The organism is Burkholderia contaminans, assembly GCF_029633825.1.
In the GTDB taxonomy this organism is placed as follows: domain Bacteria; phylum Pseudomonadota; class Gammaproteobacteria; order Burkholderiales; family Burkholderiaceae; genus Burkholderia; species Burkholderia contaminans.
In genome coordinates, this window is sequence record NZ_CP090641.1 from 3,190,445 (window position 1) to 3,211,776 (window position 21,332).

General features: G+C 68.5%; 20 protein-coding genes and 1 pseudogene. 10 read left to right on the top strand and 11 right to left on the bottom strand.

What is annotated here, in order from left to right; translation table 11 throughout:
- Positions 1–7: 7 nt before the first annotated feature.
- From LXE91_RS31915 to LXE91_RS31930, 4 genes are read right to left on the bottom strand one after another with little or no spacing between them, the layout of a single operon-like run.
- Positions 8–1,162: an ABC transporter permease gene (locus LXE91_RS31915; protein WP_039356791.1), complete on the bottom strand. Its 1,155-nt coding sequence runs from the start codon at positions 1,160–1,162 to the stop codon at positions 8–10.
- The gene (locus LXE91_RS31920; protein WP_039356789.1) at positions 1,159–2,118 is read right to left on the bottom strand and encodes an ABC transporter ATP-binding protein; all 960 of its coding nucleotides are present in this window, start codon (positions 2,116–2,118) and stop codon (positions 1,159–1,161) included. The genes LXE91_RS31915 and LXE91_RS31920 overlap by 4 nt, the downstream gene beginning before the upstream one ends.
- Entirely contained in the window at positions 2,115–3,080 is a 966-nt protein-coding gene (locus tag LXE91_RS31925) for an HlyD family secretion protein (protein ID WP_278068148.1), read from the bottom strand. The genes LXE91_RS31920 and LXE91_RS31925 overlap by 4 nt, the downstream gene beginning before the upstream one ends.
- Positions 3,077–3,775, bottom strand: coding sequence for a TetR/AcrR family transcriptional regulator (locus LXE91_RS31930; RefSeq protein WP_039356784.1), 699 nt, complete (start codon positions 3,773–3,775; stop codon positions 3,077–3,079). Before LXE91_RS31930 ends, LXE91_RS31925 begins: the two co-directional genes overlap by 4 nt.
- Here LXE91_RS31930 and LXE91_RS31935 point away from each other — a divergent pair.
- The gene (locus LXE91_RS31935; protein ID WP_157644939.1) at positions 3,774–3,917 is read left to right on the top strand and encodes a hypothetical protein; all 144 of its coding nucleotides are present in this window, start codon (positions 3,774–3,776) and stop codon (positions 3,915–3,917) included. The two genes, LXE91_RS31930 and LXE91_RS31935, sit on opposite strands and share 2 nt — an antisense overlap.
- Positions 3,918–3,967: 50 nt before the next feature.
- Here the strand turns inward: LXE91_RS31935 and LXE91_RS31940 are convergent, their stop codons facing one another.
- A complete protein-coding gene (locus LXE91_RS31940; protein WP_052760187.1) occupies positions 3,968–5,038 on the bottom strand; it encodes a helix-turn-helix domain-containing protein in 1,071 nt (356 codons plus the stop codon).
- Between the two features lie 281 nt (positions 5,039–5,319).
- On the opposite strand from LXE91_RS31940, the gene LXE91_RS31945 reads away from it, so the two are divergent.
- Complete coding sequence (locus LXE91_RS31945) at positions 5,320–6,066, top strand: hypothetical protein (RefSeq protein ID WP_046196509.1); 747 nt, start codon at positions 5,320–5,322, stop codon at positions 6,064–6,066.
- A 70-nt stretch (positions 6,067–6,136) separates the two neighbouring features.
- On the opposite strand, the gene LXE91_RS31950 is transcribed toward LXE91_RS31945, so the two are convergent.
- The 3 genes from LXE91_RS31950 to pdxR form a co-directional block, all read right to left on the bottom strand.
- The gene (locus tag LXE91_RS31950; RefSeq protein ID WP_039356779.1) at positions 6,137–6,559 is read right to left on the bottom strand and encodes a cupin domain-containing protein; all 423 of its coding nucleotides are present in this window, start codon (positions 6,557–6,559) and stop codon (positions 6,137–6,139) included.
- A gap of 10 nt (positions 6,560–6,569) precedes the next feature.
- Positions 6,570–7,007, bottom strand: coding sequence for a carboxymuconolactone decarboxylase family protein (locus LXE91_RS31955; protein ID WP_006479143.1), 438 nt, complete (start codon positions 7,005–7,007; stop codon positions 6,570–6,572).
- A gap of 94 nt (positions 7,008–7,101) precedes the next feature.
- Entirely contained in the window at positions 7,102–8,586 is a 1,485-nt protein-coding gene (gene pdxR / locus LXE91_RS31960; protein ID WP_039357339.1) for a MocR-like pyridoxine biosynthesis transcription factor PdxR, read from the bottom strand.
- Between the two features lie 232 nt (positions 8,587–8,818).
- Here pdxR and LXE91_RS31965 point away from each other — a divergent pair, with 232 nt between their 5' ends.
- Both LXE91_RS31965 and LXE91_RS31970 read left to right on the top strand, forming a co-directional pair.
- Positions 8,819–9,736, top strand: coding sequence for a LysR family transcriptional regulator (locus tag LXE91_RS31965; RefSeq protein WP_039356768.1), 918 nt, complete (start codon positions 8,819–8,821; stop codon positions 9,734–9,736).
- 157 nt (positions 9,737–9,893) lie between these two features.
- Positions 9,894–10,642, top strand: a pseudogene (locus tag LXE91_RS31970) (SDR family oxidoreductase).
- 96 nt (positions 10,643–10,738) lie between these two features.
- On the opposite strand, the gene LXE91_RS31975 reads toward LXE91_RS31970, so the two are convergent.
- Together LXE91_RS31975 and LXE91_RS31980 are read right to left on the bottom strand one after the other, a co-directional pair.
- Positions 10,739–12,376: a glycoside hydrolase family 32 protein gene (locus LXE91_RS31975; protein WP_039356762.1), complete on the bottom strand. Its 1,638-nt coding sequence runs from the start codon at positions 12,374–12,376 to the stop codon at positions 10,739–10,741.
- Positions 12,377–12,552: 176 nt separating this feature from the next.
- Positions 12,553–14,130, bottom strand: a complete 1,578-nt coding sequence (locus LXE91_RS31980) for a glycoside hydrolase family 68 protein (RefSeq protein ID WP_039356759.1) — start codon at positions 14,128–14,130, stop codon at positions 12,553–12,555.
- Positions 14,131–14,302: 172 nt separating this feature from the next.
- Between LXE91_RS31980 and LXE91_RS31985 the strand changes: the two genes are divergently transcribed.
- The 5 genes from LXE91_RS31985 to LXE91_RS32005 all read left to right on the top strand — a co-directional run bounded on the left by LXE91_RS31985 (position 14,303) and on the right by LXE91_RS32005 (position 19,481).
- Entirely contained in the window at positions 14,303–15,331 is a 1,029-nt protein-coding gene (locus tag LXE91_RS31985) for a substrate-binding domain-containing protein (protein WP_039356757.1), read from the top strand.
- 416 nt (positions 15,332–15,747) lie between these two features.
- Positions 15,748–16,434 (top strand): type 1 glutamine amidotransferase domain-containing protein, encoded by a 687-nt coding sequence (locus tag LXE91_RS31990; protein WP_039356751.1) that lies wholly within the window; start codon positions 15,748–15,750, stop codon positions 16,432–16,434.
- A 142-nt stretch (positions 16,435–16,576) separates the two neighbouring features.
- Complete coding sequence (locus tag LXE91_RS31995; protein ID WP_046544094.1) at positions 16,577–17,686, top strand: NADH:flavin oxidoreductase/NADH oxidase; 1,110 nt, start codon at positions 16,577–16,579, stop codon at positions 17,684–17,686.
- A 128-nt stretch (positions 17,687–17,814) separates the two neighbouring features.
- Complete coding sequence (locus LXE91_RS32000) at positions 17,815–18,885, top strand: AI-2E family transporter (protein ID WP_039356744.1); 1,071 nt, start codon at positions 17,815–17,817, stop codon at positions 18,883–18,885.
- A 221-nt stretch (positions 18,886–19,106) separates the two neighbouring features.
- Complete coding sequence (locus LXE91_RS32005) at positions 19,107–19,481, top strand: hypothetical protein (RefSeq protein WP_039356742.1); 375 nt, start codon at positions 19,107–19,109, stop codon at positions 19,479–19,481.
- A gap of 24 nt (positions 19,482–19,505) precedes the next feature.
- On the opposite strand, the gene LXE91_RS32010 is transcribed toward LXE91_RS32005, so the two are convergent.
- On the bottom strand, positions 19,506–20,300 hold the full coding sequence (locus LXE91_RS32010) for an SDR family NAD(P)-dependent oxidoreductase (RefSeq protein WP_039356739.1): 795 nt from the start codon (positions 20,298–20,300) through the stop codon (positions 19,506–19,508).
- A 182-nt stretch (positions 20,301–20,482) separates the two neighbouring features.
- Here LXE91_RS32010 and LXE91_RS32015 point away from each other — a divergent pair, with 182 nt between their 5' ends.
- Positions 20,483–21,328, top strand: coding sequence for an AraC family transcriptional regulator (locus tag LXE91_RS32015; protein ID WP_039356736.1), 846 nt, complete (start codon positions 20,483–20,485; stop codon positions 21,326–21,328).
- The last annotated feature ends 4 nt before the right edge of the window (positions 21,329–21,332 follow it).

A 21,332-nucleotide genomic window follows, 5' to 3' on the forward strand; every position in this document is an offset into this window, starting at 1 on the left:
GCGGCACCTAGTCGAGCGTACGCCGGTAGAACCGCAGCGCGACGCCCATCACGACGACGGTGAACAGCGCGACCGGCCACACGGACGGCCACAGGTCGCTCCAGCCGTTGCCTTTCAGCAGGATGCCGCGCACGAGGCGGTTGAAGTAGGTGAGCGGCAGCAGGTTGCCGATGAACTGCGCCCACTTCGGCATCCCGGCGAACGGGAACATGAAGCCCGACAGCAGGATGTTCGGCAGGAAATAGAACACCGCGAGCTGCATCGACTGCAACTGGTTCTGCGCGAGCGACGACAGCGTGATGCCGACCGTCAGGTTCGCGGCGATGAACAGCAGCGCGGACAGGTAGATGGCGAACAAGCCGCCGACGAACGGCACCGCGAACACGAAGCGGGCAGCCGCGAGAATGATCGACACCTGGATCAGCCCGATCAGCACGTACGGGACGATCTTGCCCGTCATGACCTCGAGCGGCCGCACGGGCGTCGCGAGCAGGTTCTCCATCGTGCCGCGCTCGCGCTCGCGGGTGATCGCGAGGCCCGTCATCATCACCATCGTCATCGTCAGGATCACGCCCATCAGGCCCGGCACGACGTTGTACTGGGTGATGCCCTCGGGGTTGTACAGCCGGTGCAGCACGACGTTGAACGCGGCCGGGCGGCCGTTCAGGTGGGCGAGCGGGCCGGTCAGGTCCTTGTCCGCGACCGGCTGCACCAGGCCGGACAGCGCGCCGATCGCCGACGCGGTCGCGACGGGATCGGTGGCGTCCGCCTCGACGAGCAGCGACGGACGCTCGCCGCGCAGCAGCCGGCGCGAGAAATCGGCCGGCACGTTCAAGACGAACAGCACGTCGCCGCGTGCGAGCGCACGGCGGCCGGCCGCTTCGTCGGGCAGCGTCTCGACGACGTCGAAGTACGCGGAATTGCGCATCGCGGCGACGAAGCTGCGCGCGAACGGGCTCGCATCGGCGACGATCACCGCGGTGGGCAGGTGTTTCGGATCGGTGTTGATCGCGAAGCCGAACAGCGCGAGCTGGATGATCGGCACGCCGACGATCATCGCGAACGTCACGCGGTCGCGCCGCAGCTGCAGGAATTCCTTCAGCACGATGCTCCACCAGCGGGCGACCGAGAACGCGTCGCGCAGGTGCGCCCACGCGTTCACGACGATGCTCCGCCGGGCGGCCCGGATGCGCGGCCCATCATGTAGATGAAGACGTCCTCGAGCCCGGTGTCGATCGGCGCGACCTGCAGCGCGGCAGGCCCGTCGGCTTGCGCCGCGACCTGCGCGAGCGTCGCGTCGAGCTGCGCGCGATCGCGGCCGCTCACGTGCAGCGCCGAGCCGAACACGACCGTCTGGTCGACGCCCGGCATCGTGCGCAGCCGCGCGGACAGTTCGCTCAGATGCGCACCGGTGATCGCGCGGGTCGCGAGCCCCTGCGACGCGACGATCTCCGCCGATGTGCCCTGCGCGAGCAGCTCGCCGTACGCGATGTACGCAAGCTTGTGGCAGCGCTCGGCCTCGTCCATGTAGTGCGTGCTGACGAGCACCGAGATCCCTTGCGCGGCCAGCCGGTGCAGTTCTTCCCAGAAGTCGCGGCGCGCGGCCGGATCGACGCCGGCCGTCGGCTCGTCGAGCAGCAATAGCGCCGGCTCGTGCAGCATGCAGGCGGCCAGCGCGAGGCGCTGCTTCCAGCCGCCCGACAGCGCGCCCGTGAGCTGGTCCGCGCGGCTCGCGAGGCCGAGCCCGTCGAGTGCGCGCGCGACGGCCGCCTTGCGGTCGGGCATCCCGTACACGCGCGCGACGAAATCGAGGTTCTCGCGGATCGACAGGTCTTCCCAGTACGAGAAGCGCTGCGTCATGTAGCCGACGCGCCGCTTGATCTGCGCGCTGTCGCGCACGATGTCGTAGCCGAGGCAGGTGCCGCTGCCCGAGTCGGGCGTGAGCAGCCCGCACATCATCCGGATCGACGTGGTCTTGCCGCTGCCGTTCGGCCCGAGAAAGCCGAAGATCTCGCCGCGCGCAACGCGCAGCGACACGTCCTTCACGACGTGCTTGTCGCCGAAATGCTTGTTCAGGCGATCGACGTCGATCGCGTACGGTGCGGGCGGCGCGTTCACGGCACCCTCACGGCGACGGGCTGGCCCGGATGGAGCTTCGGCGCGTCGGCGACGGCCGGGCGCGCCTCGATCATGAACACGAGCTTGGTCCGGCTCTCGTTGCTGTAGATCACGGGCGGCGTGTATTCGGCTTCGCTCGATACGTAGGTGATGCGCGCGGTCACGTCGACCGCACAGCCGTCGCAGTGGATCGCGACCGTGCGCCCCGGCGCGAGCGATGCGATGGCGGCCTCCGGCACGAAGAAGCGCACCTTCAGGTTTTGCGGCGGCAGCATCTGCACGACCGGATTGCCGGCCTGCACCCATTCGCCGACGCGGTACAGCGTGTCGTACACGCGCCCGGCCGCGGGTGCGGCGACGCGCTTCTGGTCGAGCTTCCATTGCGCCTCGGCGACGGCCGCCTGCGCGGCGTCGACCTGCGCGGCCTGCGCGGCGACCTGCTGCGCGCGGCCGGGCAGACGCGCGACGTCGACCTGCTTCTGGAGTTCGCGCATCTGCGCGGCGGTCGTTTGCGCGGACGTGCGCGAATCGTCGAGCTGCTGTTTCGACAGGCCGCCAGCGGCGTACTGGCTTTCGTCGCGCACGAGCTGCGCGGCGGCCCGCGCGGCTTGCGCGGCGGACTGCGCGAGCTGCGCCTGCGTAACCGCGATTTCCGGCGGGCGCTTGCCCGTCTGCAGGTCGGCAAGCTGCGCGCGGGCGGCCGCGAGCTGGTGCTGCGCCTGCAGCAGCGCGGCCGTTTCGCTGACGGCTTCGAGCGAGAAGGCCGGCGCGCCGGCAGCGAGGGCCCGGCCGCGCGCGACCGACAACTGCGTGAGCGTGCCCGATTGCGACGACGACAGGTACACGAATTCGCCTTCGACGTAGCCCTGGTAGGTCGTGCCGTTGCGCGCTGGCCGTTCGCAACCGGCGAGCAGCGCGACGGCGGCGGCCAGCACGAGCGGCAGCGCGCGGGCCGGGTTCACGACCGCCTCCGTGGCGAGCGGACCGGCGCGCGAGGCGGCGCGGCCGGCGGCTGCAGGCCCGAACCGAGCAGTGCGCGGACATGGCGATGCAGCACGTCGCGGTCGATCGGCGGCAGGCCGCGCGCGCTTTGCCACAGTTTCGCGGTCGCGAGCGGCAGCATCACCAGCGCGATGATCGAATGGAACAGGAACGCGGGCTCGAGCGCGGGGTTCAGCGTGCCGGCCTGCTGCGCGCCGCGGATCCGTTCGGCGAAGCGCCCGATATGTTCGAGCGGAATGCGCCGGACCATCCGCTCGCGCAGCAGCCCGCCCTCATGGATGATCTCGCGCAACCAGATCGACGGCAGCCACGGCATGCGGTGCGTGACGTCGAAGAAGCGGTCGACGAGTTCGGCGACGAGCGCGAACGGGTCGTTTTCGATCTGCGGCTTGGTCGGCCGCCACACGAACGCGATGACCTGCACGAGCCGCTCCTCGACGATCGCGTCGAGCAGTTGCTCGCGATTCGTGAAGTAGTAGTGGACCATCGCCGACGTGACGCCGGCGGCGGCGGCGATCTGCGCGACGGTCGTCGCGGCGATGCCGCGCTCGGCGAACAACTGCATCGCGACGTCGAGCATGTGGTCGCGCAGGTCGAAATCGTCGACCGACGGGCGGCGCCCGCGCGGCCTGGCGACGGTGGATTTCGCGTTCATGAAATCGACGCTAATTGATGAGTTAGTTAATTTCAAGGAAGGGTTTTCGCTGCGGTTGATCGGGATCAGCCGCGGTGTGAATCGCGGCACGGACGGGCGTGGTGCCGCGTCGGTCGGGCGGCGTCAAGCGGCCTTCGAATGAAGAAAGCGGCTACAGAAGAAGCGAGGCGCGCGAACGCAGGTATCGCGCGCTCAGGCCGCGCGCCGGTTGCCCTTGACGATCCAGTCGCTGAACGTCGCGTCCGCCAGCGCGGGGCGCGCTGCGGCCGCCAGCGATGCCGACGCAGCGTCGCCGCGGTGCCGGGGCGGCTGCTCGATCGTTTCACGCGGGCTGTGCCCGAATTCGGCCTTGAAAGACCGGCTGAAATGCTTGTCGCTGGCGAATCCGTAGCGCCACGCGAGATCCGCGATGCGGCTTCGGGGACGGGTCGGGTCCGCGAGCATGTTCCGGATCCGCAGGAGCCGGGTGCGCTGCACGAGCTTCATCACGCCGCCGTCCGGCTGGAACAGCCGGTACAGCTTCGGACGCGAAACGCCGATCGCCTTGCAGATCGCGTCCGGACACAGGTCGGGGTCGGTCAGGTGCTGCTCGATGTAGCTCCGGGCACGCTCGCGCAGCGCAGCGTCGATCTCCGTGCCGGCCTGCATCAGCGTGTCGGCGCAGGGCTGTACGCACGCGTGCAGCAGGTTCGTCGTCGCCTGCGTCAGATAGGGCACCTGCGCGGCGGACACGCCCGACAGATTGTCGTGGAAAGCGAGCAGGTAGTCGGCCAGGATGCCGCCCATCGCCGGCGCCATCGCACAGCCGTGCAGCTTCGCGGTATCGGGATGAAACAGGTCGCGCGGCAGGGTCACGATGACCGTGTCCCCGGTCCTGACGATGCAGTCGAACGCGTGGACGGTGTCGATCAGGTACAGGCCGCCGGGGCGCATATCGACCGTCCGCTTGCCGAATTGCCAGGTGATGCTGCCGCCGAGATGCAGCAGCAGGTAGTAATGATCCAGTCCGTCGGCGCGGATCTGCCGCGCGGTGCGCGTCATACCGTAGGCGACGTTGCGGTCGGGATTCAGCCAGGTGCGCCGGCCCATCGTGAACGGCCCGACGCGTGTCGCGTCGAACCGGCAGTCGAACGGCACCGTGCGTTCGTCGGGGGCGACGAACGACCAGCTGCCGCTGGTGGCGACCCATGCGTCGAACCGCTCGGCGGGCGGCGCATCGAGGGTGGAAAAGCGATAGGTGTCCAGTACGGACGGGCTATCCATTGCTTGCCCTTCGGGTAGGGAAGACGCCGTTCCGTTCGTTCCCGGAAGCAGGAAAACGGCAAATGCGGTAACGGTCGATCGGAATCGGCCGATACCGGCACGTTGGACGGAAATGCACCAAATAGAGACGCACAGGCACCTCTAGCCGCGCGGGCCATCATATCATCGGCCCGAAACACGCTTGAACCACGACAAACAAACATAAAACGCAGTACCGAGGGCCGTGCAAAAAGAACAGGCGGAGACCGGCCGTTGATTCAAGGCGGGATCCGGGGGCAGCGATGACGAAAAAACGATGGGCCGGGGTGTCGATGGCGGCGCTGGCCAGTCTGCTCCTGCCCGCGTGCGGCGGGCCGGACCGGCCGGCGCCGGATGCGACGGGCAGCCGCGCGAACGCGGCCGATGTATCCAGTGCGGAATGCGATCCGGTTTATCGGGAAGGCGATACCGTCAGCCTGCATGTCTATGTGCGCGCGTCGGCGCGCAGCCCGATGGCCGACGGCGGCGTCGTGACGCGGACGGTTTTGTCTGCGACCTTTCAAGGCATGCCGCTGACGCGGGAAACCGAAACCGCGGCCGATTCGATCGTGCAGACGCATCGCTACTATCACGTCGGCAATGGCGCACGCACGTTCTATGGCGAGGATCAGACGATCGCCGGCAAATTGATGTTGCGCGACATCTATACGCCGCCCTATGCCGAGGCGATCAGCCTCGAAGGAACCGAATCGACGCAATATCGCGATACGGTCGTCGTACCGGCTGACGGTCAGCAAACGGCTGTATCGGTGCGGCGTGCCTATGCCGGGCGCGACACCGTACGCCTTCGGAACGGCAAGACGTTCGCCGGCGCGTGCCATTACCGCATCACGCAGGTCGCGGTCGATTCGGACGGCCAGGTGACGACCGTCGCCGACGAATGGCGCGCACCCGGCGTCGGCGTGGTCAAAACGGTGGCCGCCGTCGGCGGAATCGACACTGTGACGCAGGAACTGGAATCGGCCACGGTCGGCGGCCGGGTGTATTGACGCCGGCCCCTGCGCGGGCCGGCCGACAGCCCGGTTCGCGGGCTGTTCGGCGCGTCGCCGCCCGCGACGTTCACTGACCGATCGGCGACGTCAGCGGCACGTGTTCGCCGGTCAGCCCGAACACGACGAGCTGCGCTGGCTCGGTCGCGCTCGCGTTGCGCGACACCTGGTGGCGCGAGCCGGGCGCCTCGTACCAGCCCTCACCGGCGCGGTAGCGGTGCAGCGGGCCGCCGTTCACCTGCGACAGCACCTCGCCTTTCGACACGACCGCGAACACCGAGCCGAGGTGCCGGTGGGCTTCGGAGGCCTGCCCGGGCGCATAGTCGACGGTCGCGACGACCGCGAGCTTGCCGGGCGCTTCGGGCACGGCCTGCTGCATGACCGTGTGCACGTTGTCGCCGGCATCGTGCGCCCGGCCAGCGGCCGGCAGCAGTGCGACGCCGGCCGCGAGCGATGCGCACAGGGCGGCGCGACGGAGCGTAGCGTCCATCATCGTCGGCTCCTTACTCGGGCATCTTGCGGAACGCGATCGCGAAGCGGTTCCACGAGTTGATCGTCGCGATCAGCATCGACAGGTCGAACAGCTCCTCATCGGTGAAGTGCGGCTTCACGGCTTCCCAGACGGCGTCGGGCACGTGGTTGCTGGCGACCAGCGTCAGCGCCTCGGTCCATTCCAGCGCCGCGCGTTCGCGCTCGGTGAAGAACGGCGTCTCGCGCCACGTGACGACGGTGGCCAGGCGGCGATCGGTTTCGCCGCCCTTGCGCGCGTCGGTCGTATGCATGTCGACGCAGAACGCGCAGCCGTTGATCTGCGACGCGCGCAGCCGAACGAGTTCGGCGAGCGGCTTCTCGATCGAGCTCTTCGCGAGGAATTCCTCGGCATTGCGCATCACCTTGATCGCATTCGGGCTGGCGGCGTAGAAGTTCAGGCGGGGTTGCATGGCAGGTCCTTTTTCGGTTGGAGCGCGCGGTGGCGCGACAGGACCCACTTTAAGACGCACACTGGCCTGCTTGAATGGCCAATTTCAGGAAAATTCAGGTAACCAGTGACGCGCTGCCCGCGGCGTCCGAATCCAGCAGGCCGGCCAGCGTCGCGAGCGCCGTGTCGATGCGCAGCGTGTCGATCCCGCCATAGCCGAATAGCAGCCCCGCACGGACCGGCACGCCGACGTGGAACGCCGAGATGCCGTACAGGCCGATGTCCTGCGCGCGGGCCGCGCGGATCAGCGCCGCTTCGTCGAGCCCCGGCTTCAGGTAGGCAGCGAGGTGGATGCCGGCGGTCGGCACGATCGCGTCGAACCAGGGCGCGAGTTCGCCGCGCAGATGCGCGATCAGCATCTTGCGGCGCGCATCGTAGTGCTTCTGCACGCGCTTCAGGTGCCGCGCGAAATCGCCTTCGAGCATGAAACGCGCAAGCGCCGCCTGCGTCAGCGTGCAGGTGTGCCAGTCGACGATCTGCTTCGCCTTGGTCAGCGCACCGCGCAGCGCGCGCGGCGGAATCGCGTAGCCGATCCGCAGTTCCGGAAAGATCGTCTTCGAAAAGGTGCCGACATACGCGACGAGGCCCGTGCGGTCGAGGCTCTTCAGCGATTCCACCGGCCGGCCCTCGAAGCGGAACTCGCCGTCGTAGTCGTCCTCGATGATCACCGCGCGGCGGCGCTGCGCCCATTCGAGCAGCGCGACGCGCCGCTCCAGCGTCATCGGCATCCCGAGCGGGAACTGATGCGACGGCGTCACGTAGACGAGGCGTGCGTCGTCGGGAAGCCGTTCCGTCACCAGCCCTTGCGCGTCGACCGGCACGCCGATCACCGTCGCGCCGAGCGACGCGAACGCGGCGCGCGCGGGCGGATAGCCGGGATCCTCGACCGCGACCACGTCGCCGGGCCGCACGACGACGCGGGCGATCAGGTCGAGCGCCTGTTGCGCGCCTTGCGTGACGAGCACGTCGTCCCAGCCGCACGCGACCGCGCGGCTGAACGCGACGTAGCGCGCGATCGCGCCGCGCAACTGCGGATCGCCGGCCGGATCGTGGTACCGGGCGGGGCCGCGCATCTGCTGGCGCAGCGCGTGATGCAGGCAGCGCCGCCACGCGTCGAACGGGAACAGCGCCTTGTCGGTCACGCCGCCGCGGAAGTCGAAGCCCGGCGTATCCTGCGGCGCGGGCATCGCGAGCGCGTCGGGCAACTCGTCCCACAGCGCGCGCGCATCGACCGCGTCGATGCGCGGCGTGTATTCGACGAGGGAGGGCGCCGACATGGCCGCGGCGTGCGGCACGCGCGCGAGGCCGTCGGCGACGAACGTGCCGTCGCCCGCGCGCGTCGTCAGGTAACCCTCGGCGACGAGACGCTCGAACGCGTCGAGCGTCGTCTTGCGCGATACGCCGAGCTGTTTCGCGAGGTCGCGCGTCGACGGCAGCCGCGCGCCGCCGGCGAGCCGCCCGTCGACGATCGCGGTGCGCAGTTGCCGGAAGATCTGCCCCGTCAGGTCGTGACGGCCTTCGATACGGATCGCGATGTCCATCGCAGTGGTTACCTCGATTGCGTTGAATTCGGGCCGATCAGCATACCGGAAGTCGGCTGCGGTGTTGGCTTCGCGGCACGCCTGCATCGATCGCCAGGCCGCCAGGAACCGGGGAGGCGGGCCGAACCGGCCGGACAGCCCCGTAACCGGCATCCGCTGCCCGCATCCTCCGATTGGACCTCGGCCCGCCGCTGCCTTACGATCCACGACAACCTCACACCGGAGCGTGCCCATGCTGTCCGAAGACGAACTTGCGCTGCTCGACGCGATCCGCGCCACCGGCAGCCTGTCGCGCGCGGCCGCGCGGCTCGGCAAGGCGCCGTCGACGGTGTCGCACGCGGCGCGCCAGCTCGAAACGCGCTTTGACGCACTGCTGTTCGACCGCCGCGGCTACCGGCTGCAGCTCACGCCGGCCGGCCAGTTGCTGACCGACGAAGCCGCGCGGCTGGCGCTGGACGTCGCACGGCTGACGCAGCGGGTGCGGCAGGTCGCGAGCGGCTGGGAGGACCGGCTGTGGATCGTCAGCGACGAGGTGCTGGAGTTCGACACGCTGCTGCCGGTCGTCCGTGCGTTCGATGCGCTCGACTCGGGCGTGTCGCTGCGTTTCACGCACGAAGTGCTCGGCGGGACCTGGGAAGCGCTGCGCGACGGGCGTGCGGACCTGGTGATCGGCGCGACCAACGAGCCGCCGGCGATTCCCGGTTTCAAATGGTTCGAGCTGGGCGCGATGGAGTGGGTGTTCGCGGTGTCGCCGCGCCATCCGCTGGCCGCCGTGAGCGGCGCGCTGACGCGGGACGCGATCGGTGCGCACCGGGCCGTCGTCGTCGCCGATTCGTCGCGGCGCGCGGCCGGCCGCGCATATGGCCTGCTCGGCGGGCAGGCCGTGCTGGCGGTGCCGTCGATGCGCGCGAAGATCCTCGCGCAGCGCGACGGGCTCGGCGTCGGCTGGGTGCCGCGCCGGCGCGTGGCGTCGCTGCTCGCGCGCGGCGAACTCGTGGAAAGGCAGACGGCCGATCCGCGCGAGCCGAACCTGCTGTTTGTCGCATGGCACGGCGACCGGGACGGCCGCGCGCTGCAATGGTGGCTCGAGCAATTGCGCGAACCGCGGCTCGCGCAGCGCCTGCTCGACGGCATCGACGTGGCCGGCTGACGCAGCACGGAACAGGAACAGGACCGGGCAAGCGAACCCGCCAGCCCAAACACGTTCGAAGATTTCGAACATGTTCGTCACGCCCGTCGTACGGCACGACCGGGCGCCGCGCGCATCCTGTGTTCACGGTCAACTCACCGGTTCACAGGAGAACATCATGCAACGCTTCGAAGGAAAGACGGTCCTCGTCACGGGTGGCAACAGCGGTATCGGCCTGGCGGCCGCCAAGGCATTCGCGGCAGAAGGCGCGCGCGTCATCATCACCGGGCGCGATGCGCAGACGCTCGAGGCCGCGCGGCAAACGCTCGGCGAAGGCGCGCTGGCGATCCGCAACGAGGCAGGCAGCGTCGCGTCGGCCCGCGCGCTGGCCGATGCGATCGCGTCGGCGGGGCGCGGCTCGACGCCGTGTTCATCAACGCGGGCGTCGCGAAGCTCGCGCCGTTCGCCGACAGCGACGAGGCCATGTGGGATCTCGTGTTCAACACCAACGTGAAGGGCGCGTATTTCCAGATCCAGTCGCTGGTGCCGCTGCTGAACCGCGGCGCGTCGATCGTGATCAACGGCTCGATCAACGCGCACATCGGGATGCCCGGCTCGTCGGTGTATGCGGCGAGCAAGGCGGCCGTCAATTCGTTCGCGAAGACGCTGTCGACGGAGTTGCTGCCGCACGGCGTGCGCGTGAACGTCGTGAGCCCCGGCCCCGTGCAGACGCCGCTCTACGGCAAGCTCGGGCTCGACGCGGCCACGCTCGACGAAACGGCAGAGAAGATCAAGGGCCTCGTGCCGGTCGGCCGGTTCGGCACGCCGGACGAGATCGCGTCGACGGTGCTGCACCTCAGTGCGCCGGAATCCGCGTTCATCGTGGGCGCGGAGATCATCGCGTCGGGCGGGATGGGCTTGCTCTGATCGGTGGGGCTCAGGCGGGGGCTGCAACCGACCGGCGTGATGCCGGGCGGACAGCCCCCGTCACATGCAGGACCAATGGCCGTCCGCCCATCGCATCTATCGCGCCGCACAGGCGCCATGCCCGTCACTACCGGCTTCGAGCTGCGTCACCGTGAGCCCGGAGAACGTCGCGCGGCCGTGTTCGGCGAACACGGCGACGCGGTCCGCATCGCGCGGCGGGAAGATCAGGTCGGTGAGCGCGACTCGGCCGCCGTTCGCGAACACTTCCACCGAACCGCGATCGACGACGATCTCGAGCCGTAACTGCCCGTGCTCGAGCGGCAGGTCCACGATGTGTTCGCGGCTGAACGTGTCGGCGAAATTGGTTGCACCGGACATCGAACGGTCGAGCGTCAGCGTGCGCTTTGCCGTGTCGTACACGATCCGGGTGCCGATCGAGCCATCCGCCGAGCGCCGGACGATCAGGCCAGCCCGTGCCGCATGCTGCGGCGCGATCGTGACCGTGATGCGCTGGACGACGCCGCGCGTCGCCGCCGACAGCGCGCGCGTCGCGGAATCGACCGTGAGGTCGCCTTCATGCACGGCGGGCCTGCCGTCCGCCCAGGCATCGAACGCGGCGGCCGGTTCGCCGACGAGCGTCGGTTCGCCGTCGATCGTTTTCAGCGACAGTTCGCGCGGCAGGGTCGTCGCGCCGCGCCACGGCGTGGTGGGCACTTTCGCCGCGTAATCCCAGTTGCTCATCCACGCGATCGCGACCGGCCGCGAGCCGGGCGCGCCGGAAAAGGTGCCGGCTGCGTAGAAATCCGCGCCATGATCGACCCAGCGGAATTGCGCGGGATCCGAGCCGGCGGGCGCAACGCGATCCGGCGTAAACGTGCGGCCGTCGAAGTCGCCGACGAAGTACATCGCGCCGGAGCCGCCGGCAATCGACCACGGATTGACGTTGACGATCATGACCCAGCGGATGCGGGCGGGGTCGCCGTCGAGCGGCAGCGGCACGAGGTCGGGCATTTCCCACAGCGTGCCGTCGTGCGGCACGCCCGGCCGCGTGAAGTCGCTCAGGAAACTCCAGTGGATCAGGTCGTCCGAGCGATAGAGCTTCACGACGTGCGCGTCGGCGACGACCGTCGTCATTAGCCAGTAGCCGCCCGGCGCATACCACGACACTTTCGGATCGCGAAATTGCTTCGATTCCGGATCGAGCGTCAGCACCGGATTGTGTGCGTACGGCTGCCAGGTCGCGCCGTGATCGAGGCTGTACGCGAGCGATTGCGCCTGGACGCCCGGCGCATGACCGGAGCCCGCCTTGTACACGCTCGTATAAAGCGCGACGAGCGGCGTGTGGCCCGGCGTGCCGAGCCCGGACGTATTGAGCGTGTCGGCGACGATCGAGCCCGAGAAGATTTCCTCCGTCGCGTTCGCGCGCATCGCGACCGGCTGCTCGCGCCAGTGGACGAGATCGGTGCTCGTTGCATGGCCCCACGACATGTTGCCCCAGTCGTTGCCGAGCGGATTGTATTGATAGAACAGGTGATAGCGGCCGTTGTCGTAGACGAGGCCGTTCGGGTCGTTCATCCAGTTGCGCTGCGGCGTGTAGTGGAGCGCGGGCCGCCATTGCGGTGTGCCCTGTTCGGCCGCTGCGTTGCAAGGCGCGGCAGCGACCTGGGTGCACGCTACGCAGGCGAGCAGCAACCGGGTGATCCGGATGGAAAAGCGGAAAGACGTCGATATCATGCGGGGGGCCGTGCTTCGTCGTGCAAAGCGGGAAAGGAGGGCGCATGCCGCCTTCAACGGCGATGCGCACCATGGATGGAAGAAAAAAGAGGAGGCGCGCACGCGACACGCGCGATAGGCGCCTCCCTAACCCCGTGCCTCTACCAGCGTTCGTTATTGTTGGTTATCCCGATTTTTCACTGGCCGTTGCCGCCGTTGTGGCCGGCGCCGGTCGCGGGCAGGTTCGCCGGAATGTCGCCGTAGCCGCCGAGCCCGCCGCGTCCATAGGCGCGATCGACCGCCGTCGACGTTCCGTTGATGTTGACCTTCACCGTCGGCGCGAGCGTGCCGCCGCGGCGTGCGCCAATCGCATCGATGAACGACTCGACGAGCCCGCCCGGCATCACGTAGTGCGAATACGACTGGAATTCACGCGGGTTCTGGTTCGGATCCTGCGAATACGGCGCACCGGCCGGCGCGGAGAAGTCGGTCGGGTTGCCGAGCACGAGGCCGCTGCCGCCGTTCAGCGGCAGGAAGTCGCTGCGGATGCCGTTGCCCACGAAGCCGTACACGCCGTCCGGCCCGTCGACGCCGGCCGCCATCGTCGTGCGGTGACTGATCGTGAACAGGTAGTACTTGCCGTCCTTCAGGTAGATCTGCGGGCGCTCGGTCTGGTCGTCGACGCAGTTCGCCGACAGGATCGGCGGCAGGAACTTCCACTCGGTCAATTGCGGGTTCGTCGCGACCGCCAGGCCGACATTGGCCTTTTGATACACTGCGCCCGAATTCATCACCGCGTTGAGATCTTCCCTGTACGGATCGTTCGGCGCGTAGCCGAGATCGGCTTCGGTGCAGGTGCGTGCGCCGCGCTGGCCGCCCGTGTTGCCCTCGAAGACCATGTAGGTCTTGCCCGGGTGCGCCGGGTCGGTGAACACGAACGGATCGCGGAACGAGAAGTAGGTGTTCTGCTGGCCGGACTGGTAGTAGTTGCCGTCCGGTTGCAGCAGCGCCTTGTGATCGTCGAAGCCGCTGAACCAGACGTGCGTGGCGTCGGCGTGGATGTGGCCGTCGGCGCGCGTGATGATCGCCTGCGGCGGCGTGATGTCGGCGCCGCCGGGCGCCGAGCGGTTGAACGACGTCGCGGTGTAGTAGAGGCTGACGTTGTCGCCGTGCGTGAGGCGTGCGGAGCCCGACCATTCGGCGTTGTTGGTCATCGGCGCGGTGCCGAACACCTTGGCGCTGGCGCCGTCGGGGAACAGGTGGCCGCCCCAGGTCCAGCCCCCGTTCGCGGGGCGCTGCGACGCGGGGATGCCCGCGCGACGGTAGAAGAAACCGATGCGCGCATGGACGTGACGGTCGTCGAACGTGTAGCCCGCATGCGGATCGGCGGTGAGCGAGAAGATCACCTCCCAGCCCTTGTAGCTGAGCTGGTTCGCGCGCAGGTCGGCCAGCGGCCACGTGTCCCACACCCACACGTTCGAATTGATCAGCGGGAAATCCTGCGGGATGTCCGGCATCGTCAGCGCTTGCGGCAGCGAGTTCTTGTCGGCGCCGGCCGTGTGCGACTGCGCGACGATCTGGCGGATGTCCGCCCGCGTCCAGCGCATCGTGAAGTTGCCTTCGGGATCGTAGGCCTGTTGCGTGTGGGGCGTGGCGATGGGCGCGCCCGTGCCGCCGGACTGCGCATGCGCGACGGACGCGAAGGCGGCGAGTGCGCCGCCAGCGAGGAACAAGCGTTGGGCCGCCGTCGGGCGGAAAAGGGAAAAGTATGTCATCTCGTCGTCGTTTCCTGGAAAGGTGAAAGTGAACGGCTGAGTGGGCATCGATGTCCAAACCGGTTTGGATGCTATTTCAAACCGGTTTGGGCGTCAAAAGATAATTATTTGACGGTAATCACTACCGAGCGGAAACAATTGCCGCCAATCGGCATGCCGTACGGCACATGGAATGCGAGGAACGACGGTGAAGGTGAATCTGAAGGCGCTATCGGACGCGCTCGGGCTGTCGCGGACGACGGTCAGCCGCGCGCTGAACGGTTACGACGACGTCAGCGAGGCGACGCGCGAGCGCGTCGCGCGGGCCGCCCGGGAAATGGGCTATGTGGCGGATCCGACCGCGCGCCGGCTGGCGACCGGGCGGGCGGACATGATCGGGATCGTCTACCCGTTCGGCGCGGGCGATCTCGGCGATCCGCGTTTCGGCGAGGTCGTCGCGGGCATCACGGAGCGGCTCGCGGAACGCAATCTCGATTTCATCATCGCGTCGGCACGGCCGAACGCGGAACTGGACACCTATCGGCGCATCGTCGACGGCAAACTCGTCGACGGGCTGATCGTCGCACGCACGCTGGTCGACGATCCGCGCATCGCGTATCTGCAAAAGAGCGCGTTTCCGTACGTGGCTTACGGCCGGACGCAGGTGGCCGAGCCGTACGCGTGGTTCGACTTCGACAACGAGGCCGGCGCGCGGGACGCGGTGCGCCGGCTGACGGCGTTCGGGCATCGGCGCATTGCGATGATCAGCGCGCCGCTGGCGCTGAATTTCGCCGCGCAGCGCCGTGCAGGCTATCTGTCGGCCCTGCGCGAAGCCGGTATCGAGCCGGATCCGGCGCTGCTGGTCGAGTGTCCGTTTACGCACGACGGCGGGCTGCAGGCGGTGCGGGCGCTGCTCGCGCGCGACGAGCGGCCGACGGCGCTGCTGGTCGACAACAATATCGCGGGCGGCGGCGCGTTTCGGGCGCTCGTGGACAGCGGGCTGCGCCTGGGCGAGGACATGTCGCTGATCGTCTACGACGGCGTGCCGCCGGGCCTCGCGCATCCGTATCGCGTGACGGCGGTCGTGCAGCCGACCGGCCACGCGTCGGGGCGCGCACTGGCGGAACTGATGCTGCGGCTGCTGGGCGACGGTGTTCGCGAGCAGCGGCTCGAAGCACCGGCGATCGAGGCGGGTGACACGGACGGTCCGTTGCGCGGCTAGCCGCCACGGCGCAGGTGAGGGGCGCGAGCGACGGCAGACGCCGGCAGATCGCGCTCCACCAAAAAGGCCATGACGACGGCAGGGGCGATTATCTGTTTACTAGACGACCGGTCTAATCCGGGGCTATCATCCGTTCCGATGAATGCGACGACGTCCGCGGCGCAGGCAACGAAGACGCGAAAATGCCATCCGAATGCCATTTCGCGCTGCGATGCTGGTGATGCAGCGAGACGCCGTCGTTTTATTTCGATTTGTTCTAGACGACTGGTCTAATAGATGCGGGCCGCATTCGGATACACGGGTCGCACGTTGACGCGTCATAGCTGACTAACCGACAGGCGTGCCGCGCCGACCGGCCGGATTTGCCGGTCGAGCGGCCCCGTTCCCGTCATCCATTTTCCAAGGAGTGTCCGATCATGAAGATTCTGGTTGTCCTGACCTCGCACGACACGCTCGGCGACACCGGCAAGAAGACCGGCTTCTGGCTCGAGGAACTGGCCGCGCCGTATTACACGTTCAAGGATGCGGGCGTCGAGCTGACGCTCGCGTCACCGAAGGGCGGCCAGCCGCCGCTCGACCCGAAAAGCAGCGACCCGACGGCCCAGACCGACGCGACGCGCCGCTTCGACGCCGATGCGGCGGCCAAGGCCGAGCTGGCTTCGACGCGCAAGCTCGCTGACGTGTCCGTCGACGATTACGACGCCGTGTTCTATCCGGGCGGCCACGGCCCGCTGTGGGATCTCGCCGAGGATCTGCATTCGATCGGCCTGATCGAGCGCGCGCTGGCGGCCGGCAAGCCGGTCGCGGCCGTGTGCCACGCGCCGGGCGTGCTGCGTCACGTGAAGAACCCGCAGACCGGCGAATCGGTCGTGCGCGGCAAGCGTGTGACGGGCTTCACCAACAGCGAGGAAGCGGCCGTCGAACTGACGGAAGTCGTGCCGTTCCTCGTCGAGGACATGCTGAAGACCAACGGCGCGGAGTTCGAGCGCAGCGCCGACTGGGCGCCGCATGTCGTCACCGACGGGCTGCTGATCACGGGGCAGAACCCCGCGTCGTCGGAGCCTGCCGCCGAGGCGCTGCTCGCGCAGCTCGGCCGCCGTTGAGCCAGGGGCGCCGGCCGGGCCGGCGCCATCCCGTATCCGTCGTCGGGCGCAAGCCGGCCCGTCGACGGCCCGAATCGTTCCGTCGTGCACGTTGCACGACGCGTTCCCAGTCGTTTTGCAGAACCAAGCAAAGGAGCCGTGGATGTCTGCCCTGTTCGAACCGTTCAAACTCAAGGATGTCACGCTGCGCAACCGCATCGCGGTGCCGCCGATGTGCCAGTACGTCGCCGAGGACGGCGTCGTCAACGACTGGCATCACGTGCATCTGGCCGGCATCGCGCGCGGCGGTGCGGGCCTCGTGATCGCCGAGGCGACGGCCGTGTCGCCGGAAGGGCGCATCACGCCGGGCTGCGCGGGGCTGTGGAACGATGCGCAGGCCGAAGCGTTCGCGCCGTCGGTCGCGGCGATCAAGGCGGCCGGCGCGGTGCCCGGCATCCAGATCGCGCACGCGGGCCGCAAGGCGAGCGCGAATCGCCCGTGGGAAGGCGACGACCATATCGCCGACGGCGATCCGCGCGGCTGGCAGACCATCGCGCCGTCGGCCGTGCCGTTCGGCGCGCATCTGCCGAAGACGCCACGCGCGATGACGCGCGACGACATCGCACGCGTGCAGGCCGACTTCGTTGCGTCGGCGAAGCGTGCGCGCGACCTGGGCTTCGAATGGCTCGAACTGCACTTCGCACACGGCTATCTCGGCCAGAGCTTCTTCTCGGTGCATGCGAACCAGCGTGACGACGAATACGGCGGCTCGGCCGAGAACCGCGGCCGCTTCCTCGTCGAGACGCTGGCAGCGGTGCGCAAGGTGTGGCCCGAGCACCTGCCGCTGACTGCGCGCTTCGGCGTGATCGAGTACGACGGCCGCGACGAGGAGACGCTCGCCGAGTCGATCGCGCTCACGCAGTGGCTGAAGCAGGAAGGGCTCGACATGCTGAGCGTGTCGGTCGGCTTCTCGACGCCCGACGCGCAGATCCCGTGGGGCCCGGCATTCCTCGCGCCGATCGCCGAGCGCGTGCGCCGCGAGGCCGGGCTGCCGGTGTCGTCCGCGTGGGGGATCGATACGCCGCAACTGGCGAACCGCGTGGTGGCGGAAGAGCAGCTGGATCTCGTGATGGTCGGCCGCGCGCATCTGGCCGATCCGCACTGGCCGTACTACGCGGCCAAGCAACTCGGCGTCGAGCGTCCGTCGTGGACGCTGCCCGCGCCGTATGCACACTGGCTCGAGCGTTACCGGACCGCCGACAAGGTGGCCTGAGCGGGCGGGATGCCGGGGCGGCGCGCGCATCATATGCGCCGCCGATCCGGCGCCGATGGATAGAATGGCGGTTCGCGCAGGCCGGTTGCCTGCGCGGCCCGCCATTTTTTCATTTCGACAGAGGTGCCATGGGCGCACATGTCCCGTCGTCCCCCGAGCCCGCCGCACGGCCGCGCACGCAGCAGGTTTCCCGTGCCGTGCTGGTCGCGGCGCTGCTGGTCATCGCGCTGTGGGTGATCCGCGATTTCATTCCCGCCATCGCATGGGCCTGCGTGATCGCCATCGCGATGTGGCCGATGCTCAAGCGCTTCGAATCGCATCGGCTGTTCCGCAACCGCCCGACGCTCGTCGCGCTCGTCATCACGGCGGCGATCTCGTTGCTGGTCGTGCTGCCGGTGGCCGTCGCGGCGACCCAGGCGATCGGCCAGGTGCATGACCTGCGCGAGTGGCTGCGCACGATCCAGGAAAACGGCATCCCGGTGCCGGACGTGGTCGCGCGGCTGCCTTACGGTGCGGCGCAGATCACCGAATGGTGGCAAGCCAACCTCGGCCATCCGCTGCATGCGGCCACCGCGATGCACGGCGTCAACAGCGAGAAATTCCTCGCGTTCGGGCGGCAGTTCGGTACGAAGCTCGCGCACGCGCTGCTCGAATTCGGCTTCATGCTCGTCACGCTGTTCGTGATCCTGCGCGCCGGCCACAAGCTGTCGGGGGCGTTGTTGCAGGGCGCGCGGCGCGCGTTCGGGCGCAGCGGCGCGGAGCTGATCGAGCGGATGGTCTCGGCCGTGTTCGGCACGGTGACGGGGCTCGTCGTCGTCGGGCTCGGCGAGGGCGCGCTGCTCGGTATCGCGTATGCACTGGCCGGCGTCCCGCATGCGGCGCTGCTCGGCCTCGTCACGGCGATCGCCGCGATGCTGCCGTTCTGCGCGCCCGTCGTGTTCTGCGGCGCGGCGCTGTGGCTGTTCGTACAGGGCGCGACCATGTGGGCCATCGTGGTGGCCGTGCTCGGGTTCGTCGTCGTGTTCGTGGCCGAGCACTTCGTGCGCCCGGTGCTGATCGGCAGTTCCGCGCGGCTGCCGTTCCTGCTGGTGCTGTTCGGCATCCTCGGCGGCGCCGAGACGTTCGGGCTGATCGGCCTGTTCGTCGGCCCCGCGCTGATGACCGTGCTGACGATGCTGTGGGCCGAATGGGTCGCGTGACGGTGTGTGACGATGCGTGCCGAGGCGGCAGGAAGCGATGGTGCGGATGCGTGTTCAGGCGCGCATCGGCCGCCGCGGCGGGCGTCGATCATGCTTCTGCCGGAGCATGCAATGCGAGGATTCGGATAAAGATCTCTACATTTCTTTTCGATCCGGACCCAAAGGTCGAGTAGCATGGGGCTTTCGATGACGCCGGCATGGCGCGGCAGATTTTCCCAAGCATGCGATTGATTACGATGTCCCGTCCCGCAGCGGCGCTGTCCCTGGCTGCCGGCTGCCTGATGTTGCACGGTTGCGCGTGGTTCGACTCGTGGCTGCCGTTTTCGTATTCGCGCACGCCGCTTGCGAGGGCCGCGTCGCGGCACGGCGCGACGCGCGCCGATGTCGTCCGGGCCGCCGGCAATCCGCGCAGCGTATGGATGGTCCGCAACGGCAACGGTGTCTGCTACAACTATTTCATCGAGCACGGCAACGATCACCGCGAGTATTTCGTCGTGTTCGACAGGGCTGGCGTCGTCACGCAATACGGCTTCGATTCCTGCATGAACGCCGACCGCAAGGGCACGCTCCAGCCGGCCAAGGGCGCCTCGCGCTAGCGCGGCGGCCTTGCCCGTTCGCGGTTACGCGATCGTGTCGACCACGCCGCCGTCCACCCGCAATGCGGCGCCCGTCGTTGCCGAGGCGAGCGGCGAGCACACGTAGACCACCATGTTCGCGACTTCCTCCGGTGTTGCCGGCCGCTGGATGATCGAGCTCGAGCGGTGGTTGCGCACGAAATCCACGGCCACGTCCTCGACGCTGCGGCCGGTTTCGTCGGCCGTTTCCTTCAGCAGCGCCCGCACGCCGTCCGACATCGTCGGCCCCGGCAGCACCGAGTTGACGGTCACGTGGGTGCCCGCCGCGAGCTTCGCGAGGCCGCGTGCGATCGACAGCTGCGCCGTTTTCGTGAACCCGTAATGAATCATGTCGACCGGGATGTTCAAGCCGGATTCCGACGAAATGAACACGATGCGCCCGGCATTGCGTTCGATCATCCCCTTCAGGTAATGCCGCGCGAGCCGCACGCCGGACATCACGTTCATCTGGAAGTAATGTTCCCACTCGGCGTCGTCGATCTCGAAGAACGCCTTCAGGCCGTAGATGCCCGCATTGTTGACGAGGATGTCGGCATCCGGCGTGTGCTGCGTGACGCGCGCGACGCCGGCGGCATCGGACAGGTCGGCCGCGACGCCGTCGAAGTCTGCACTGGGGATGGCGGCGCGCAGGTGCGCGAGCGCGGACTGCACCGACGCATCGCTGCGGCCGTTGACGACGACGCGCGCGCCGGCGCGCGCGAGCCCTTCGGCGATCGCGAGCCCGATGCCGGCGGTGGAGGCGGTAACGACCGCGGTCTTGCCTTTCAGATCGATATGCATGTGCGTGACGGGAGAGGAATGAACGGAATCGCTGCGGGTGCCGCGGCGGACGGAATTCAAAGCTTAGGCGAAACGGCGCGATCCGGTATTGAAGCCGAGGCGGGCGATCCGCCGATCCGGTTGCGCGGTGTCGCACAGTCTTGTACGGTGAGCGTTCGCCGTCCGAACCGGGAGCCCGCCGCGTGAGCCGTACCGCCAACCGATCCGTCGTACCGTCGCCATTCTGGCGTCATGCCGCGCTGCCGTTCATCGAGGCGCGCACCGTCGACGACGGCCGCGCGATCTGTTATGCGAAGCACACGCACGACACGTTTTCGGTGGGCGCGATCGTCGGCGGCACGAGCACCTACGTGAACGGCGCGACGAACGAGCACGTCGGGCGCGGCGTGCTCGTGATCATCGATCCGGAACAGGTGCATGCGTGCAATCCGTATGGCCCCGACGCATGGGCGTACCGGATGGTCTATGTCGACGTGCCGTGGCTCGCGCGGCTTCAGCATGCGCTGGGCCGCGATCCGAACAGCGATTTTCACGGGTTTTCGCAGAAGTTGACGCAGCGGCGCGACCTGTTCGCGCAATTTGCCGGTTTCTACCGCACGCTCGTCGCTCCCGGCATCGATCCGCTCGGCAAGGAGAGTGCGGCGGTCGAGTTCTTCACGGCGTTGCACGGCGCGCTCGATCGCGAACTGCCCGGCCCGCGCGCCGGCGACGACAACGCCCGGCTCGCGCGCGCGGCTGACTACATCGCCGCGCACTGCCGTGAGGGCGTCACGCTCGACGCGATCTGCGCGGCGGCCGATCTGTCGCCGTCCTACCTGATCCGCGCGTTCAATGCCCGCTACGGGATGACGCCGCATGCCTTCCTGATCGATCGCCGCGTGCAATACGGCCGCACGGAGCTGCGCCGCGGCCGGCCGATCGCCGACGTCGCGCTGGACGCGGGCTTCGCGGACCAGGCGCATTTCCAGCGCGCGTTCCGGCGGATCGCAGCCGCGACGCCCGGACAGTACCGCAGCGCGACGAGCTGAACGG